This is a genomic window from Pseudomonas multiresinivorans (genome assembly GCF_012971725.1).
GTDB classification, from domain to species: Bacteria; Pseudomonadota; Gammaproteobacteria; order Pseudomonadales; family Pseudomonadaceae; genus Pseudomonas; species Pseudomonas multiresinivorans.
In genome coordinates, this window is the sequence record NZ_CP048833.1 from 2,232,708 (window position 1) to 2,250,302 (window position 17,595).

General features: G+C 62.9%; 20 protein-coding genes and 1 tRNA gene. 19 read left to right on the plus strand and 2 right to left on the minus strand.

The features are described from left to right. Positions 1-13 precede the first annotated feature (13 nt). A complete protein-coding gene (locus G4G71_RS10260; protein WP_024763362.1) occupies positions 14-484 on the minus strand; it encodes a Dps family protein in 471 nt (156 codons plus the stop codon). 240 nt (positions 485-724) lie between these two features. Here G4G71_RS10260 and G4G71_RS10265 point away from each other — a divergent pair, with 240 nt between their 5' ends. The 17 genes from G4G71_RS10265 to nadA all read left to right on the plus strand — a co-directional run bounded on the left by G4G71_RS10265 (position 725) and on the right by nadA (position 14,336). Then, positions 725-994 carry an FmdB family zinc ribbon protein gene (locus G4G71_RS10265; protein ID WP_017522110.1) on the plus strand — a complete coding sequence of 90 codons (270 nt, stop codon included), beginning with the start codon at positions 725-727 and terminating at the stop codon, positions 992-994. 43 nt (positions 995-1,037) lie between these two features. Further along, the gene (gene aspS / locus G4G71_RS10270) at positions 1,038-2,816 is read left to right on the plus strand and encodes an aspartate--tRNA ligase (RefSeq protein WP_024763363.1); all 1,779 of its coding nucleotides are present in this window, start codon (positions 1,038-1,040) and stop codon (positions 2,814-2,816) included. 73 nt (positions 2,817-2,889) lie between these two features. Continuing rightward, positions 2,890-3,636 (plus strand): YebC/PmpR family DNA-binding transcriptional regulator, encoded by a 747-nt coding sequence (locus tag G4G71_RS10275; RefSeq protein WP_169937325.1) that lies wholly within the window; start codon positions 2,890-2,892, stop codon positions 3,634-3,636. Positions 3,637-3,752: 116 nt separating this feature from the next. Beyond that, a complete protein-coding gene (ruvC, locus tag G4G71_RS10280; protein ID WP_024763365.1) occupies positions 3,753-4,277 on the plus strand; it encodes a crossover junction endodeoxyribonuclease RuvC in 525 nt (174 codons plus the stop codon). A gap of 34 nt (positions 4,278-4,311) precedes the next feature. Further along, positions 4,312-4,917: a Holliday junction branch migration protein RuvA gene (gene ruvA / locus G4G71_RS10285; RefSeq protein ID WP_017522106.1), complete on the plus strand. Its 606-nt coding sequence runs from the start codon at positions 4,312-4,314 to the stop codon at positions 4,915-4,917. A 10-nt stretch (positions 4,918-4,927) separates the two neighbouring features. Beyond that, positions 4,928-5,986 (plus strand): Holliday junction branch migration DNA helicase RuvB, encoded by a 1,059-nt coding sequence (ruvB, locus tag G4G71_RS10290; protein ID WP_054911003.1) that lies wholly within the window; start codon positions 4,928-4,930, stop codon positions 5,984-5,986. A gap of 52 nt (positions 5,987-6,038) precedes the next feature. Then, a complete protein-coding gene (gene ybgC, locus G4G71_RS10295; RefSeq protein WP_169937327.1) occupies positions 6,039-6,485 on the plus strand; it encodes a tol-pal system-associated acyl-CoA thioesterase in 447 nt (148 codons plus the stop codon). Between the two features lies 1 nt (position 6,486). Beyond that, entirely contained in the window at positions 6,487-7,182 is a 696-nt protein-coding gene (gene tolQ, locus G4G71_RS10300) for a protein TolQ (RefSeq protein WP_045210353.1), read from the plus strand. Positions 7,183-7,205: 23 nt separating this feature from the next. Beyond that, a complete protein-coding gene (gene tolR / locus G4G71_RS10305; RefSeq protein ID WP_138526547.1) occupies positions 7,206-7,670 on the plus strand; it encodes a protein TolR in 465 nt (154 codons plus the stop codon). Next, positions 7,667-8,722, plus strand: a complete 1,056-nt coding sequence (gene tolA, locus G4G71_RS10310) for a cell envelope integrity protein TolA (RefSeq protein WP_169937329.1) — start codon at positions 7,667-7,669, stop codon at positions 8,720-8,722. The genes tolR and tolA overlap by 4 nt, the downstream gene beginning before the upstream one ends. Next, a complete protein-coding gene (tolB, locus tag G4G71_RS10315) occupies positions 8,719-10,017 on the plus strand; it encodes a Tol-Pal system beta propeller repeat protein TolB (RefSeq protein ID WP_038803297.1) in 1,299 nt (432 codons plus the stop codon). The genes tolA and tolB overlap by 4 nt, the downstream gene beginning before the upstream one ends. A 52-nt stretch (positions 10,018-10,069) precedes the next feature. Further along, positions 10,070-10,576: a peptidoglycan-associated lipoprotein Pal gene (gene pal, locus G4G71_RS10320; protein ID WP_017522099.1), complete on the plus strand. Its 507-nt coding sequence runs from the start codon at positions 10,070-10,072 to the stop codon at positions 10,574-10,576. 6 nt (positions 10,577-10,582) lie between these two features. Further along, positions 10,583-11,425: a tol-pal system protein YbgF gene (gene ybgF / locus G4G71_RS10325; RefSeq protein ID WP_169942601.1), complete on the plus strand. Its 843-nt coding sequence runs from the start codon at positions 10,583-10,585 to the stop codon at positions 11,423-11,425. 198 nt (positions 11,426-11,623) lie between these two features. Further along, entirely contained in the window at positions 11,624-12,271 is a 648-nt protein-coding gene (gene queE, locus G4G71_RS10330; protein WP_169937331.1) for a 7-carboxy-7-deazaguanine synthase QueE, read from the plus strand. A gap of 20 nt (positions 12,272-12,291) precedes the next feature. Further along, positions 12,292-12,984: a 7-cyano-7-deazaguanine synthase QueC gene (gene queC, locus G4G71_RS10335; RefSeq protein WP_169937333.1), complete on the plus strand. Its 693-nt coding sequence runs from the start codon at positions 12,292-12,294 to the stop codon at positions 12,982-12,984. A gap of 59 nt (positions 12,985-13,043) precedes the next feature. After that, positions 13,044-13,119, plus strand: a tRNA-Lys gene (locus tag G4G71_RS10340). Between the two features lie 158 nt (positions 13,120-13,277). Beyond that, the gene (gene nadA / locus G4G71_RS10345; RefSeq protein WP_169937335.1) at positions 13,278-14,336 is read left to right on the plus strand and encodes a quinolinate synthase NadA; all 1,059 of its coding nucleotides are present in this window, start codon (positions 13,278-13,280) and stop codon (positions 14,334-14,336) included. Between the two features lie 154 nt (positions 14,337-14,490). Here the strand turns inward: nadA and G4G71_RS10350 are convergent, their stop codons facing one another. After that, positions 14,491-15,927, minus strand: coding sequence for a M48 family metalloprotease (locus tag G4G71_RS10350; protein WP_169937337.1), 1,437 nt, complete (start codon positions 15,925-15,927; stop codon positions 14,491-14,493). 226 nt (positions 15,928-16,153) lie between these two features. Between G4G71_RS10350 and G4G71_RS10355 the strand changes: the two genes are divergently transcribed. Both G4G71_RS10355 and G4G71_RS10360 read left to right on the plus strand, forming a co-directional pair. Further along, positions 16,154-16,405, plus strand: a complete 252-nt coding sequence (locus G4G71_RS10355; protein ID WP_169937339.1) for a sulfurtransferase TusA family protein — start codon at positions 16,154-16,156, stop codon at positions 16,403-16,405. Between the two features lie 56 nt (positions 16,406-16,461). Then, a complete protein-coding gene (locus tag G4G71_RS10360) occupies positions 16,462-17,541 on the plus strand; it encodes an AI-2E family transporter (protein WP_169937341.1) in 1,080 nt (359 codons plus the stop codon). Positions 17,542-17,595 lie beyond the last annotated feature (54 nt).

Genomic DNA, 17,595 nt, shown 5'->3' on the forward strand with positions numbered 1-17,595 from the left:
TAGAAGGAAGGGGTTATTCGGCGAGCAGGCTGCGCAGCATCCAGGCAGTCTTTTCGTGTACCTGCATGCGCTGGGTCAACAGGTCGGCGGTGGGCTCATCCGCCACCTTGTCGGCCAGCGGGAAGATGCTGCGGGCGGTGCGCACCACGGCTTCCTGGCCCTGAACCAGCAGGCGGATCATTTCCTGGGCGTCCGGTACGCCTTCTTCTTCCTTGATCGAGGAGAGGCGGGCGTAGGCGGCGTAGGTGCCGGGCGCCGGGAAGCCCAGGGCGCGGATACGTTCGGCGATGCTGTCCACGGCCAGCGCCAGTTCGTTGTACTGCCCTTCGAACATCAGGTGCAGGGTGTTGAACATCGGCCCGGTGACGTTCCAGTGGAAGTTGTGGGTCTTCAGGTACAGCGTGTAGGTGTCGGCCAGCAGGCGGGACAGGCCGTCGGCGATGGCGGCGCGATCTTCTTTGGCGATTCCGATATCGATGTCCATGGCGATCTCCTCATCGTGCATGAATGATTTAAAACGCTGGATTCGAGGCTATCACCGGGACAGGTGCGAAGCTCTTGGTCTATATCAAGGCAATCGATTGAGGTTTTCTATTAAAAGGCTGTGCGCCCGGCAGGCTTTTCCGCCACCGGAGCCCGGCTGCAACCTGCGGATTTTTCAGGCTATAATCGGCCTCTTTGCCGCGGGACGCGGACCCGTGGCGTTACACAGCCAAGGTGTTCCATGCCGATTTACGAGTACCAGTGCCAGTCCTGCGCGCATCAGCTGGAATCGCTGCAGAAGATCAGCGATGCGCCGTTGGTCGATTGTCCGGCCTGCAAGGCTCCCGAATTGAAGAAGATGTTGTCGGCTCCGGGCTTCCGCCTGGGCGGCAGCGGTTGGTACGAGACCGACTTCAAGACCGGAGCGAAGAAGAACCTGGCCTCCGGCGATGCCCCAGCGGCCTGTCCGGCCACCGGTTGCGGTGCCGGCGCCTGCTCCGCCAGCGAATGAGCGGTTCCCTAGAATTCAAGACTTTCGAGAAGCGAAACACACCATGATGCGCAGCCACTATTGCGGCCAGTTGAACGAGAGCCTGGACGGCCAGGTAGTCACTCTTTGCGGTTGGGTACACCGTCGCCGCGACCACGGCGGGGTGATCTTCCTCGACGTGCGTGATCGTGAAGGTCTGGCCCAGGTGGTGTTCGACCCGGATCGCGTCGAGACCTTCGCCAAGGCCGACCGCGTGCGCAGCGAGTACGTGGTGAAGATCACCGGCAAGGTGCGCCTGCGCCCCGAAGGTGCGCGCAACTCGAACATGGCTTCGGGCGCCATCGAAGTGCTGGGTCACGAACTGGAAGTACTGAACCAGGCTGAGACCCCGCCGTTCCCGCTGGACGAATACTCCGACGTGGGCGAGGAAACCCGCCTGCGCTACCGCTTCATCGACCTGCGTCGCCCGGAAATGGCCGCCAAGCTGAAGCTGCGCGCGCGCATCACCAGCAGCATCCGCCGCTACCTGGATGAGAACGGCTTCCTGGACGTGGAAACCCCGATCCTCGGTCGCCCGACGCCGGAAGGCGCGCGTGACTACCTGGTGCCGAGCCGCACCTATCCGGGTCACTTCTTCGCCCTGCCGCAGTCGCCCCAGCTGTTCAAGCAACTGCTGATGGTGGCCGGCTTCGACCGTTACTACCAGATCGCCAAGTGCTTCCGCGACGAAGACCTGCGTGCCGACCGCCAGCCGGAATTCACCCAGATCGACATCGAGACCAGCTTCCTGGAAGAAAGCGACATCATCGAGATCACCGAGAAGATGGTGCGCCAGCTGTTCAAGGAAGTGCTGAACGTCGAGTTCGATGAATTCCCGCACATGCCGTTCGAAGAGGCCATGCGCCGCTACGGTTCGGACAAGCCTGACCTGCGTATCCCGCTGGAACTGGTCGACGTCGCCGATCAACTGAAGGACGTCGAGTTCAAGGTCTTCTCCGGCCCGGCCAACGATCCGAAGGGCCGCGTTGCCGCCCTGCGCGTTCCCGGCGGTGCGAGCATGCCGCGCAAGCAGATCGACGACTACACCAAGTTCGTCGGCATCTACGGCGCCAAGGGCCTGGCCTATATCAAGGTCAACGAACGCGCCAAGGGCGTGGAAGGCCTGCAGTCGCCGATCGTGAAGAACATCGCCGAGCCGAACCTGAACGAGATCCTCGATCGCGTCGGTGCGGTCGATGGCGACATCGTGTTCTTCGGCGCCGACAAGGCCAAGATCGTCTGCGACGCCCTGGGCGCGCTGCGCATCAAGGTCGGCCATGACCTCAACCTGCTCACCAAGGAGTGGGCGCCGATGTGGGTCGTGGACTTCCCGATGTTCGAAGAGAACGACGACGGCAGCCTGACCTCGCTGCACCACCCGTTCACCGCGCCCAAGTGCACTCCGGAAGAGCTGGAGGCCAACCCGGCCGGCAAGCTGTCCCGTGCCTACGACATGGTGCTCAACGGCACCGAGCTGGGCGGTGGTTCCATCCGTATCCACGACAAGGCCATGCAGCAGGCGGTCTTCCGCGTGCTGGGCATCGACGATGCGGAGCAGGAAGAGAAGTTCGGCTTCCTGCTGGACGCCCTGAAGTACGGCGCACCGCCGCACGGTGGCCTGGCCTTCGGCCTGGACCGCCTGGTGATGCTGATGACCGGCGCGGCCTCGATCCGCGAAGTTATCGCCTTCCCGAAAACCCAGAGCGCCGGCGACGTCATGACCCAGGCTCCGGGCACTGTGGATGCCAAGGCTCTGCGTGAGCTGAACATCCGCCTGCGCGAGCAGCAGAAGGCCGCCGAGTAAGTCGATTCGGATTGCAGCGGCGCCCGCAAACCGGGCGCCGCGTGCGAAGCAAACAAGCGATACGGAGTGAGTTATGGCTGGTCATTCCAAATGGGCCAACATCAAGCACCGCAAGGAACGTCAGGACGCCAAGAAGGGCAAGATCTTCACCAAGCTCATTCGTGAGCTGACCGTTGCTGCCAAGCAGGGCGGCGGGGTGCCGGCGGACAATCCGCGCCTGCGCCTGGCCGTGGACAAGGCGCTGACTGCCAACATGACCCGCGACACCATCGACCGTGCCATCCAGCGCGGCGTGGGTTCCAGCGAAGCGGACAACATGGCTGAGCTGACCTACGAAGGTTACGCGCCCAGCGGCGTGGCGATCATCGTCGAGGCCATGACCGACAACCGCAACCGCACCGCAGCCGAAGTGCGCCATGCCTTCAGCAAGTGCGGCGGCAACCTGGGTACCGATGGTTCGGTGGCCTACATGTTCGAGCGCAAGGGGCAGATCAGCTATGCGCCGGGCGTGAACGAAGAGGCCCTGATGGATGCCGCGCTGGAAGCCGGCGCCGACGATGTAGTGGTCAACGACGACGGTTCCATCGACGTCTTCACCACCTTCGCCGATTTCATCTCGGTCAACGAAGCACTGATCGAAGCGGGCTTCAAGGGCGAGGACGCGGAGATCACCATGATCCCGTCGACCGTGGCGACCCTGGACCTGGACACCGCGCAGAAAGTCCTCAAGCTGATCGACATGCTGGAAGACCTGGACGACGTGCAGAACGTCTATTCGAATGCGGACATCCCGGACGAGGTGATGGCCCAGCTGGGCTGATCCCACCACCGGCGATGTGCTGAAGCCGGAAGCGGGAGTGGTCGTCAGCGGCGCCTCCCGCTTCCGGTTTTTGTTATCTGAAATGCGCGTTGCAGACTAGGTGTGATCGAACAGACATGACCCTGATTCTCGGCATCGACCCAGGTTCACGGATTACCGGTTTCGGCGTGGTGCGCGACACCGGCCGCGGCTGCGAGTACGTGGCCTCGGGCTGCATCCGTACCGGTAACGGCGAGTTGTTCGAGCGCCTGCAGATCGTCTTTCGTGGTGTGCGCGAGGTCATCCAGACCTACCAGCCGACCATGATGGGCATCGAGCAAGTGTTCATGGCGCGAAATGCCGACTCGGCGCTGAAGCTGGGGCAGGCGCGCGGCGCGGCCATCGTCGCGGCGGCGGAAGAGGGATTGCAGATCGCCGAGTACACCGCCAGCCAGGTCAAGCAGGCCATCGCCGGCACTGGCGGCGCGGACAAGCAGCAGGTGCAGATGATGGTGATGCACCTGCTCAAGCTGGTACAGAAGCCACAGATCGACGCCTCCGACGCCCTGGCCATCGCCCTGTGCCACGCGCACACGCGGCAAAGTCTGGTGCCGCATGGCCTGATGGGCGCCCGCCGTCGCGGCGGACGTCTGCGCCTGTGATATCCGGAAAAACATTGAGCAAGGACAAACACCCGTGATTGGACGCCTGCGTGGCACCCTGGCGGAGAAGCAGCCGCCGCACCTGATCGTCGACGTGAACGGCGTGGGCTACGAGCTGGAAGTGCCGATGACCACCCTGTACCGCCTGCCGAGCCTGGGCGAGCCGGTGACCCTGCACACCCACCTGGTGGTGCGCGAGGATGCCCACCTGCTCTACGGCTTCGCCGAGAAGCGCGAGCGCGAGTTGTTCCGCGAGCTGATCCGCCTCAACGGCGTGGGGCCGAAGCTGGCACTGGCGCTGATGTCGGGGCTGGAGGTCGATGAGCTGGTGCGTTGCGTGCAGGCGCAGGATACTTCGACCCTGGTGAAGATTCCGGGCGTCGGCAAGAAAACTGCCGAGCGCCTGCTGGTGGAGCTGAAGGATCGCTTCAAGGCGTGGGAGAATATTCCGTCCATTGCACCGCTGGTGGTGGAACCCAGGCTGGTTGCCGCAGTCTCAAGCGCCGAGTCCGATGCGGTCAGCGCGCTGATCGCCCTGGGTTTCAAACCCCAGGAGGCGAGCCGCGCCGTGGCCGCCGTGCAGGAGGAAGGCTTGTCCAGCGAAGAACTCATCCGCCGTTCCCTCAAGGGCATGGTCTAGGTAGATATTGATGATCGAAGCCGATCGCCTGATTTCCTCAGCCTCCAGTCGCGACCGCGAAGAGCAGTTCGACCGCGCCATCCGCCCGCTCAAGCTGGCGGATTACGTCGGTCAGCCTGTGGTGCGCGAGCAGATGGAGCTGTTCATCCAGGCGGCCCGCGGGCGTCAGGAGGCCCTCGATCACACGCTGATCTTCGGCCCGCCCGGCCTGGGCAAGACCACCTTGGCGAACATCATCGCCCAGGAGATGGGGGTGTCGATCAAGAGCACCTCTGGCCCTGTGCTGGAGCGCCCTGGCGATCTGGCGGCGATTCTGACCAATCTCGAACCGAACGATGTGCTGTTCGTCGACGAGATCCATCGCCTGTCGCCGATCGTCGAGGAAGTGCTGTACCCGGCCATGGAAGACTTCCAGCTGGACATCATGATCGGCGAAGGCCCGGCCGCGCGCTCGATCAAGCTCGACCTGCCGCCCTTCACGCTGGTGGGGGCGACGACCCGCGCCGGCATGTTGACCAATCCGCTGCGTGACCGCTTCGGTATCGTGCAGCGTCTCGAGTTTTACGGCGTGGATGATCTGACCACCATCGTTGCTCGCTCTGCGGGCATCCTGGGGCTGGAGATCGAAATTGCCGGGGCCTACGAAATTGCCCGTCGGGCGCGCGGCACGCCGCGGATCGCCAACCGATTGCTGCGCCGGGTGCGCGACTTCGCCGAAGTGCGCGGTACTGGCCATATCAGTCGCGACATCGCCGACAAGGCGCTGAACCTGCTGGACGTGGATGAACGCGGCTTTGATCACCAGGATCGCCGCCTGTTGCTGACCATGATCGACAAGTTCGACGGTGGTCCGGTGGGCGTCGACAACCTGGCGGCGGCCATCAGCGAAGAAAGACACACGATTGAAGATGTGCTGGAGCCCTATCTGATCCAGCAAGGCTATATCATGCGCACACCGCGCGGCCGTGTAGTGACCCGGCATGCGTACCTGCATTTCGGCCTGAATGTGCCGAAGCGGATGGGGGAGGGGGCGACACCGGATCTGTTCGCCCCTGAAGATGGTAATTAATTGCATTTGTAGACGATTGCCGATTGGCAAAGTCTTTACTTGGTTCTAGAGTATGCGCGCGCAACACGGGGGGCAGCCGTTCCAGCAGCGGTATCGGGTCTATTACGAGGACACCGATGCCGGCGGCATCGTCTACTACGTCAATTACCTCAAGTTCATGGAGCGGGCTCGTACCGAGCGGCTGCGTGATCTGGGCTTCGCCCAGTCGCAGTTGGCGGGGGAGAACCTGCTTTTCGTCGTTCATTCGGCCGAGGCGCGTTATCACGCACCGGCACGCCTGGACGACGAGCTGCTCGTCAGCGTCGAAGTGGAGGAATTGAACCGCGCGAGCCTGAAGTTTCGTCAACAGGTTCGGCGGGCTGCGGATTCGACCTTGCTCTGCGAGGGGCGATTCCTGGTGGCGTGCGTGCGGGCGGACAACCTGAAACCCCGCGCTATCCCAGATGTGTTGCGTGCGGCATTTGCCGGCAGTCCGGACACCCTTTCAGCAGGAGATTAACGTGGAACCGAACGTCGTCGACCATACTTCCATGTGGAGCTTGATCAGTAACGCCAGCGTCGTGGTACAGCTGGTGATGCTGACCCTGGTGGCCGCATCGGTCACTTCCTGGATCATGATTTTCCAGCGCAGCAACATGATGCGCTCGGCGAAGAAGGCCCTGGAAACCTTCGAAGAGCGCTTCTGGTCGGGCATCGACCTGTCCAAGCTCTATCGTCAGGCGGGCAGCAACCCCGATCCGGATTCGGGGGTCGAGCAGATCTTCCGTGCCGGTTTCAAGGAGTTCTCCCGTCTGCGCCAGCAGGCCGGCGTCGACCCGGATGCGGTGATGGAAGGCGTTTCCCGCGCCATGCGCGTCGCCATTTCCCGTGAGGAAGAGAAGCTGGAAACCAGCCTGCCGTTCCTCGCCACCGTCGGCTCCACCAGCCCGTACATCGGTCTGTTCGGCACCGTATGGGGCATCATGAACTCCTTCCGCGGTCTGGCCACCGTTCAGCAGGCCACCCTCGCCACCGTGGCGCCGGGTATCGCCGAAGCGCTGATCGCCACCGCCATCGGCCTGTTCGCGGCTATCCCCGCGGTCATCGCCTACAACCGTTTCGCCGCTCGCTCGGAAATGCTCATTGGCCGCTACTACACCTTCGCCGACGAGTTCCAGGCCATCCTGCACCGCAAAGTGCACACCAGCGACGATTGAAGACGACCAAGAGGTAAGCCGTCATGGCAAGAGTTCGTCACAAGCGCAAGCCGGTCGCGGAAATGAACGTGGTGCCCTACATCGACGTGATGTTGGTACTGCTGGTCATTTTCATGGTGACCGCGCCCATGCTCAACCAGGGCGTCAAGGTCGACCTGCCCAAGGTTTCCAGCGAAGCGCTGCCGCAGGATAACGATTCCCGCGTGCTCACCATCTCCATCAAGGCCGACAAGACCTACTACTGGAACATGGGCTCGGAAGTGGACCCGGATCAAGGCAAGGGTAGCCAGACTGCCGTGGACCTCGATCAGCTGGTCAATGCTGCCTCCGGCATCATGGCCGAGAACAGCCGCCAGGGTAAGAAAGTCCAGGTCTTCGTCCGTGGCGACAAGGCAGTCGACTATGGCTCGGTTATGGCCGTCATGGGCGGTCTGCAGAAAGCCGGAGTCGGCAACGTCGGTCTGATTACCGAGGCACCAGGTAGTTGATGCACCAGCTCGAGCGCTCTCAATCGGAAGGCTACTTCTGGCCGACGGTCCTGGCCGTGGCCCTGCATGTGCTGATTTTTGCCATGTTGTTCGTCAGCTGGGCCAGTACGCCTGAACTGCCGCCTTCGCGGCCGATCGTCCAGGCTACGCTGTACCAGCTGAAGTCCAAGAGCCAGGCGACCCAGCAGACCAACCAGAAGATTGCCGGCGAGGCGAAGAAAACCTCGGCCAAGCAATACGAGCAGGAGCAGCTCGAGCAGAAGAAGGCTGAGCAGCAGGCATTGGCTGCTGCGAAAGCCGAGGAACAAAAGAAGGCCGACACGGCTCAAAAGGCTGCAGATGCAGCTCAGAAGGCCGCCGATGCCAAGAAGGCCGACGACGCCAAGAAGGTTGCCGATGCTGCCGCCGCCGCGAAGAAAGCGGCTGAAGCCAAGGCTGCCGAGCAGAAACAGCAGGCGGATATAGCCAAGAAGAAAGCCGAGGAAGAGGCCAAGAAAGAGGCCGCTGACGAGGCGAAGAAGAAAGCTGCCGAGGAGGCCAAGAAGAAGGCCGCCGAGGACGCGAAGAAAAAAGCCGCCGCGGATGAAGCCAAGAAGAAGGCTGCCGCGGTCGAGGCTGCGAAGAAGAAGGCTGCTGCGTCAGCCGCTGCCGCAGCCCGTAAGGCGACGGAAGACAAGAAGGCCCAGGCCCTGGCCGATCTGCTGTCTAACGACACGCAACGGCAACAGGCTCTGGCTGACGAGCAGGGTAATGAGGTGGCGGGCAACTTTGACGATCTGATCGTCAGCCTGGTGAGCCAGCAATGGAGCCGCCCTCCTTCAGCTCGTAACGGAATGAGCGTAGAAGTGCTGATTCAGATGCTGCCGAGCGGGGCTATCACCAATGTGAGCGTGACTCGCTCCAGTGGTGACAAGCCGTTCGATGATTCTGCGGTGGCTGCGGTCCGAAATGTGGGCCGTATTCCCGAACTGCAAAACCTGGATCGCGCCACTTTCGATAGCCTGTATCGTCAGCGCCGAATGGTCTTCAAACCGGAGGATTTAGATCTGTGAGTACCCTGATTCGCTTCGCGCTCTTCGCCCTGGCCCTGGTGGCAGGCGCAGCGCAGGCCGCCGACCCGCTGGTGATCTCCAGCGGTCGTGACTCGGCCGTTCCGATCGCCGTGGTTCCGTTCGGCTGGCAGGGCGGCAATGTCCTGCCCGAAGACATGTCGAACATCATCGGCAACGACCTGCGCAATTCCGGTTACTTCGAGCCGATCCCGCGCCAGAACATGATCAGCCAGCCGGCCCAGGCCAGCGAAGTGATCTACCGTGACTGGCAGGCCCTCGGCGCGCAGTACGTGCTGGTCGGCAGCATCGTGCCCAACGGTGGCCGTCTGCAGATCCAGTACGCCCTGCTCAACGTGGCGACCCAACAGCAGGTCCTGACCGGCAGCGTGGGCGGCACTACCGACCAGTTGCGCGACATGTCGCACTACATCGCCGACCAGTCGTTCGAGAAGCTCACCGGCGTCAAGGGTGCGTTCTCCACCCGGCTGCTCTACGTGACTGCCGAGCGCTTCTCGGTGGACAACACCCGCTACACCCTGCAGCGCTCCGACTATGACGGCGCTCGCCCGGTGACCCTGCTGCAATCGCGCGAGCCGATCCTTTCGCCGCGCTTCTCGCCCGACGGTCGCCGTATCGCCTACGTGTCCTTCGAGCAGAAGCGTCCGCGCATCTTCATGCAGTACGTCGACACTGGCCGCCGCGAGCAGATCTCCAATTTCGAAGGCCTCAACGGCGCCCCGGCCTTCTCGCCGGACGGCAACCGCCTGGCCTTCGTGCTGTCGCGCGACGGCAACCCGGAGATCTACGTGATGGATCTGGGCAGCCGCCAGCTGCGTCGCCTGACCAACAACTCGGCGATCGACACCGAACCCTTCTGGGGCGCGGACGGCTCGACCCTGTACTTCACCTCGGACCGTGGCGGCAAACCGCAGATCTACAAGATGAACGTGAACTCGGGCGCTACCGACCGCGTGACCTTCATCGGCAACTACAACGCCAACCCGAAACTCTCGGCGGATGAGAAGACCCTGGTGATGGTTCACCGCCAGGACGGTTTCACCAACTTCCAGATCGCAGCGCAGGACCTTCAGCGCGGTAATCTCCGGGTACTTTCCAACACCAATCTGGACGATTCGCCCACTGTTGCGCCAAATGGCACGATGCTAATATACGCCACCCGCCAGCAGGACCGGGGCGTGTTGATGCTCGTGAGCATCAACGGACGTGTTCGGTTACCGCTACCCACCGCTCAAGGCGACGTGCGCGAGCCTTCCTGGTCCCCTTACCTGAACTGACGGTTGCCAACTGTTTCAAACTTATACACTGGGGTTCATTAGGAGTTACATGATGGAAATGCTGAAATTCGGCAAATTTGCCGTTATCGCCCTCGCCATGGCCGTAGCCGTTGGTTGCTCGTCCAAGAAAGGCGATGCAACTGGTGAAGGCGCCAATGGCGGCGTTGACCCGAACGCTGGCTACGGCGCCAACAGCGGTGCCGTTGACGGCTCCCTGAGCGACGAAGCTGCTCTGCGCGCTATCACCACCTTCTACTTCGAGTACGACAGCTCCGACCTGAAGCCGGAAGCCATGCGTGCCCTGGACGTACACGCCAAGGACCTGAAAGGTTCCGGCCAGCGCGTAGTCCTGGAAGGTCACACTGACGAGCGCGGCACCCGCGAGTACAACATGGCTCTGGGCGAGCGTCGCGCCAAGGCCGTTCAGCGCTACCTGGTACTGCAGGGCGTTTCCCCGGCTCAGCTGGAACTGGTTTCCTACGGCAAAGAGCGTCCGGTTGCCACTGGCCACGACGAGCAGTCCTGGGCCCAGAACCGTCGCGTTGAGCTGAAGAAGTAAGACGTGATGCCGATGCGCCTGCGTTTTCTGACCTTGATCGCATGCGGACTGCCCCTCATGGCGGCAGCCGCGGTTCCGGTACAGGACGGTAATGGTGGCTATGCCAGCACGCCGCCCTCGGGTTATGGCACCGCAGGCGCTGATGGCGCCTATGCCGGAGGCGGGATGACAACTCCCGTCTCCGGTCAGGCTCAGCTGTTCATGCAGCTGCAGCAGATGCAGGACGAAATGTCCCGTCTGCGCGGCATGCTCGAAGAGCAGCAGAACCAGATCCAGCAAATGAAGCAGGAAAACCAGGAGCGCTTCCAGGACATCGACAGCCGCCTTTCCAGCGGTGCAGGTGCAGGAGCGGCCGGTGCTGCTGTTCAACAGAATTCCCCCGCTGCCGGCGCCAGTGCCGGAGCTGCCGCCGGAGCAGGCGTTGCCGCCGCCCAGCAACAGCAGCCCGCCGCCAGCAGCGAGCCGGGTGACCCGGCAAAAGAGAAGCTCTACTACGATGCCTCCTTCGACCTGATCAAGGCCAAGGACTTCGACAAGGCCAGCCAGGCCTTCGGCGCTTTCCTGCGCAAATACCCGAACAGCCAGTACGCGGGTAACGCGCAATATTGGCTGGGTGAAGTGAACCTCGCGAAAGGCGACCTGCAGGGCGCCGGCCAGGCTTTCGCCCGCGTCAGCCAGGCCTACCCGAGCAGCGCCAAGGTGCCGGACTCGCTGTACAAGCTCGCCGACGTGGAGCGCCGCCTGGGCAACAACGACAAGGCTCGCGGCATCCTGCAGCAGGTGGTCGCGCAGTATCCGGGTACTTCCGCTGCCCAGCTGTCCCAGCGTGATCTGAAGAACCTCAAGTAAGCTTCCTATCTCGCAGTCTGAAAACCCGCGCCTGTCGCGGGTTTTTTCGTTAGAATTCCCGCCCCCGGAAAAAGCCAGTGGTTTCAGCCGCGCTGATGTCTGCTGTGTACCGGGATTGCCGGGCGCCTCTCCAGTGCGCTCACGACTCCAACGCAACGGAGGCGGATGGCCTGTATAGCCGTCACGCCCGTGGCTGATATGCAACAGACCCTGCGCATTACCGAGATTTTCTACTCGCTGCAGGGGGAAACGCGCACCGCCGGCTTGCCGACCGTGTTCGTACGCCTGACCGGCTGCCCCCTGCGCTGCAACTACTGCGATACCGCCTATGCCTTCAGTGGCGGCGAAATCCAGAGCCTCGACGCCATCCTCGACCAGGTCGCCCAGTATCGCCCGCGCTACGTCTGTGTGACTGGCGGCGAGCCGCTGGCGCAGCCCAACTGTATCCCGCTGCTCGAACGCCTGTGCCATGCCGGCTACGAAGTGTCGCTGGAAACCAGCGGCGCGCTGGACATCTCGGCCACCGACCGCCGCGTCAGCCGCATCCTCGACCTGAAGACCCCCGGCTCCGGTGAGGTGGCGCGCAATCGCTACGAGAACATCGGCGAGTTGACGCTCAACGATCAGGTCAAGTTCGTCATCTGTTCCCGCGAGGACTATGACTGGGCGGTGTCCAAGCTGATCGAGTATCGCCTGGAGGAGCGCGCCGGCGAGGTGCTGTTCTCGCCCAGCCACCGCCAGGTGGACGCGCGCGCGCTGGCCGACTGGATCGTCAGCGACAACCTGCCGGTCCGCCTGCAGCTGCAATTGCACAAGATTCTCTGGAACGATGAGCCGGGCCACTGAGCGCGGAGGAGACCCTGTTGATGTCCGACAAGAACGCTACGAACGACAAGAAAGCCGTGATCCTGCTCTCCGGTGGCCTGGATTCCGCGACGGTCGTCGCCATGGCCAAGGCCGAGGGCTACGCCTGCTACACCATGAGCTTCGACTACGGCCAGCGTCACCGCGCCGAGTTGCAGGCAGCCGAGCGCGTCGCCCACCAATTGGGTGTGGTCGAGCACAAGGTGATCGGCCTCGACCTGAATGGTATCGGCGGCTCCGCGCTGACCGACAGCAGCATCGATGTTCCCCAAGCCCCCAGTGAAGGCATTCCGGTGACCTATGTGCCGGCGCGCAATACCGTGTTCCTTTCTTTGGCACTGGGCTGGGCGGAAGTGCTGGGCGCACGGGACATTTTCATCGGCGTGAACGCCGTGGATTATTCCGGCTACCCGGATTGCCGCCCGGAGTTCGTCGAGGCCTTCGAGCGTATGGCGAACCTGGCGACCAAGGCAGGAGTGGAGGGCGACGGCTTCCGTATCCAGGCGCCGCTGCAGTTCCTTTCCAAGGCGCAGATCATCGAGGCAGGCGTCGCTCGGGGCGTCGATTACGGTCTCACCGTTTCCTGCTATCAGGCTGATGATGAGGGGCGTGCTTGCCGCAAATGTGACAGCTGCCGACTGCGCTCCGAGGGCTTTTCCGCCGCTGGAATTTCCGACCCTACGCGATATTTCTGAAAAAAGTTTTCTCGGGGTGTTGTTTTTACGTTAGAAATCAGTATTATACGCACCACGTCGGGTCGTTAGCTCAGTCGGTAGAGCAGTTGGCTTTTAACCAATTGGTCGTAGGTTCGAATCCTACACGACCCACCATCAAATCCTGTGAAAGCCCCGTGATCGAAAGATCACGGGGCTTTTGCCATGTGCCGGAAAAAGTCCGCCGCGCGGCACTCCTCGGCCCGCCGCGACGAGGGATGGTGGTGATAAAATCGCCGGCATAATCAGACCGTGCCTGTTGAGGTTTCCACACGATGTCCCAGATTTCCGAACGCCTTCTGGTCCAGGCCCATCTGGCGGCGAAACAGCCGCGGGTGCTGAGTGCGCAGGAAGAGGCTGACTACCGCGCGGCCATCGCCGCAGAGCTGAAGGCGCAGAACGCTGTGCTCGTCGCGCACTATTACTGCGATCCGGTGATCCAGGCGCTGGCTGAAGAGACCGGCGGCTGCGTTTCCGATTCGCTGGAAATGGCCCGCTTCGGCAATCAGCACTCGGCGCAGACCGTGGTGGTGGCTGGTGTCCGCTTCATGGGCGAGACCGCGAAGATTCTCAACCCGGAAAAGCGCGTGCTGATGCCCACGCTGGAGGCGACCTGCTCGCTCGACCTGGGTTGCCCGGTGGAAGAGTTCTCGGCGTTCTGCGACAAACATCCGGAGCGCACCGTGGTCGTCTACGCGAACACCTCGGCGGCCGTGAAAGCGCGTGCGGACTGGGTGGTGACCTCCAGCTGCGCCGTGGAGATCGTCGAGCACCTGATGGACAACGGCGAGCCGATTCTCTGGGCGCCGGACCAGCACCTGGGCCGGTACATCCAGCGCGAGACCGGCGCCGACATGCTGCTCTGGGACGGTGCCTGCATCGTTCACGAGGAGTTCAAGGCCAAGCAACTGGAAGACCTCAAGGCGGTCTACCCGGACGCTGCGATCCTGGTGCACCCGGAGTCGCCGGAGGCGGTGGTTGATCTGGCCGACGCCGTGGGCTCCACCAGCCAGTTGATCAAGGCCGCGCAGACGATGCCGAACAAGCGCTTCATCGTCGCCACCGACCGTGGCATCTTCTACAAGATGCAGCAGCTGTGCCCGGACAAGGAATTCATCGAGGCGCCCACCGCCGGCAACGGCGCGGCTTGCCGCAGCTGCGCGCACTGCCCGTGGATGGCCATGAACACCCTGGAGCGTACCCTGGCGTGCCTGAAGGAAGGTTCGGGCGAAATCTTCGTCGACCCGGCGCTGATTCCCAAGGCGATCAAGCCGCTCAAGCGCATGCTCGACTTCACCCAGGCGGCGAAGCTGAAGCTGGCGGGTAACGCCTGACGCGCTCGGCACCATGAAAAAGCCCGGCAGATGCCGGGCTTTTTCTTTGAGGCATTTGTAGGAGCGAGCTTGCTCGCGAACCGCTTGATGCCAATGATTCCCGTGATGAGTTCGCGAGCAAGCTCGCTCCTGCAGGTAAGGGCTGCGTGATTACTCAGCGCCCCATCATTTCCTTGAGGATGCGCTCCTGATCGCGGAACTCCTGCTGGCGGGCATCCAGGCGCGCGGCCAGGGTGAAGTTGCCGCCGGCGCGACGCTTGGCAAAGTCCAGTTGCTCGATCGCCTGCTTGTAGTCGCCGGTGAGCGCGTAGTACTCCGCGCGGGCCTGGTATACGCCGATGGCGTTGCCGCTCAGGGTGCAGGCATCGGCCAGGCGGTTCCACACGTCCGGGTCCAGTGGGCGGCGCTGGGACAGCTTGAACAGCGTCTTCTCGGCGTCGGCGGCACGGTTGGTCTTCATCATCAGATCGGCATTGGCCTGGATCAGCGGATAGCTGTCCGGGTACTGGCCGAGCATCTTCTGCACGCGCGCCTGAGCATCGGGCAACTTGTTGGCGGTGATGTCCAGGTCGGACATCGCCAGGTTGTAGCTGATGTCGTTGGGAGCCTTGGCCAGCAGTTGCTGGAGATTGCTGCGGGCGTCGTTGAGCTGGCCGATCTTGGTCTGCGACAGCGCCAGGCCATAGCGGGCAGCATCGTTCTTCGGGTCTTCGTCGAGCTGTGCGCGGAACTGTTTGCTGGCCATGCCCGGAGTGTCCTCGAACATCTGCTGGACGCGGGCGCGCATCAGCTCGTAGCGCAGCGAGTCTTCCTTGCCGCCTTTGGGGTATTGCTCGGCGCGGTTGCGGGTGTCGGCGATACGCGATTCGGTCACCGGGTGAGTCAGCAGGAATTCCGGCGGCTTGCCCTCGTAGCGGTACTGCCGGGCGAGGCGCTCGAACATGTTGGGCATGGAGCGCGGGTCGTAGCCGGCGCGGACCATGGTGGCGACGCCGACGCGGTCGGCCTCCTGCTCGTTCTGCCGGGAGAAGCGCAGCTGGTTCTGGATCGCTGCGGCCTGGGTGCCGGCGATGGCGGCGATACCGGCGTCACCGGCACCCGCTGCGGCGGCAATGATGCCGGCGAGCATGGCAGCCATCACCGGTACCTGCATGCGCTGTTGCGCCTCGATGCCACGGGCGAAGTGGCGTTGGCTCAGGTGGCCGAGTTCGTGCGCCAGTACGGCGATGTATTCGCCTTCGGTCTGGGCATAGATGAACAGGCCGCCATTGACGCCGACCACGCCGCCAGGGGCGGCAAAGGCGTTGATCTGCTTGTCGCGGATCAGGATGAAGGCCAGGCGGTGGTCCTGCAATTCACTGGACTCCGCCAGCCGGTAAACGCTGGACTCGACATAATCCTTGAGTTGCGGGTCGTTGAGCGTGTCGACCTGGTTGCGCAGCATGCTCAGCCAGGCGCGGCCGAGCTGGAATTCCTGCTCCGGGGAGACGATGGACGAGCTGGCATCGCCCAGAGACGGCAAGTCGTCCGCCAGGGCCGGCGTGGCGAGGGCGACAGCGAGCGACAGCAGGGCAGGGCGGAGTACTTTCATGTACACGAGGCTCGTTCCGAGAAAGTCTCTACTTTAGCCGCACGCTAACGCCTATGCCTAGTTTGCAGGGCGGAAGTGCGGCGCAATTCGAAATGGGTATTGTCGCTTCGTCTTCCTTTTAGGCCCTGATGCTGACAGCTTGATTAATGAACACCGTCCTGCCTGGGCCTGGTTACTTTTCCAAGGCTTTCGGTATTCTTGGGCGCCCTGACCGGAGTTCGTTTCGATGTCCGATTCCACGCCGTCCGTCCCCGCCTGTGACGCGGAGCTGGACGCCAGCGGTCTCAATTGTCCGTTGCCGCTGCTCAAGGCCAAGCTCGAGCTGAACAAGCTGCCCAGCGGGGCGGTGCTCAAGGTGATGGCCACCGACGCTGGCTCCCAGCGCGACTTCCGCGTTTTCGCCGATCTTGCCGGGCACTCGCTGCTGCATGAAGAGGTCGAAGCCGGCGTCTATCGCTACTGGCTTCGCAAGAAGTAGCCCTGAAGTTTCCGGGTAACCGGGACGTTACCCTTTGTCGTTTTGTAGGTCCTTACATGCTCAAGGTTTTGCAGGACTGGATGCAGCGCTATTTCTCCGACGAGGAGGCGATAGTGCTGGCGGTCATTCTCGGGCTCGGGTTCACCGTCATCCTGGCCTTTGGCGGGATGCTCGCTCCGGTGCTGGCGGCGATGGTCATCGCCTTCCTGATCCAGGGCATGGTCGGTGTGCTGGAGCGCCTGCGCGTGCCCCACCTGTTCGCGGTGTGGCTGGTGTATTCGCTGTTCCTCGGCTTGCTCGCGGTGTTCCTGCTGGTGCTGGTGCCGCTGCTGTGGAAGCAGCTCTTCACCCTGTTCAACGAGCTGCCCGGCATGCTCGGCGAGTGGCAGGCGACGCTGCTGATGCTGCCCGAGCGCTACCCGGACATGGTGACCGAGGAACAGGTGCTGCGCACCGTCGAGGCGGCGCGCAACGAGCTGGGGCAGCTTGGCCAGTGGGCGCTGACCTTCTCCCTGTCGGGCCTGCCGGTGGTGGTCAACATCATGATCTACCTGGTGCTCGTGCCGATCCTGGTGTTCTTCTTCCTCAAGGATCGCCGGCGCTTCTACCACTGGTTCCGCCGCTACCTGCCCCGCGAACGCGGCCTGATGAAGCAGGTGTGGAACGAGATGAACCAGCAGATTGCGAACTACATCCGCGGCAAGGTCATCGAAATCTTCATCACCGGCGTGGCGACCTACATCGCCTTCGCCGTGCTGGGCCTGAACTACGCGGCGCTGCTGGCTCTGCTGGTCGGCCTGTCGGTGGTCGTGCCTTATATCGGCGCGGTGGTAGTCAGCGTGCCGGTCGCGATGATCGCGCTGTTCCAGTGGGGCTGGAGTGACCAGTTCATCTACCTGATGGCCGCCCACGCAATCATCCAGGCACTGGATGGCAACGTGCTGGTGCCGTTGCTGTTCTCGGAGGCTGTGAACCTGCATCCGGTGGCGATCATCTGTGCGGTGCTGTTGTTCGGCGGGCTGTGGGGCTTCTGGGGAGTGTTCTTCGCCATCCCGCTGGCGACCCTGGTGAAGGCCGTTCTGGACGCCTGGCCGCGCCAGCCGGCGGTGGGGCCGCAGGTCAGCCCGATGATGTGACGCCGGGAAAGGAAAAAGGCCGCTGATCAGCGGCCTTTTTCATGGGGCTGGCTC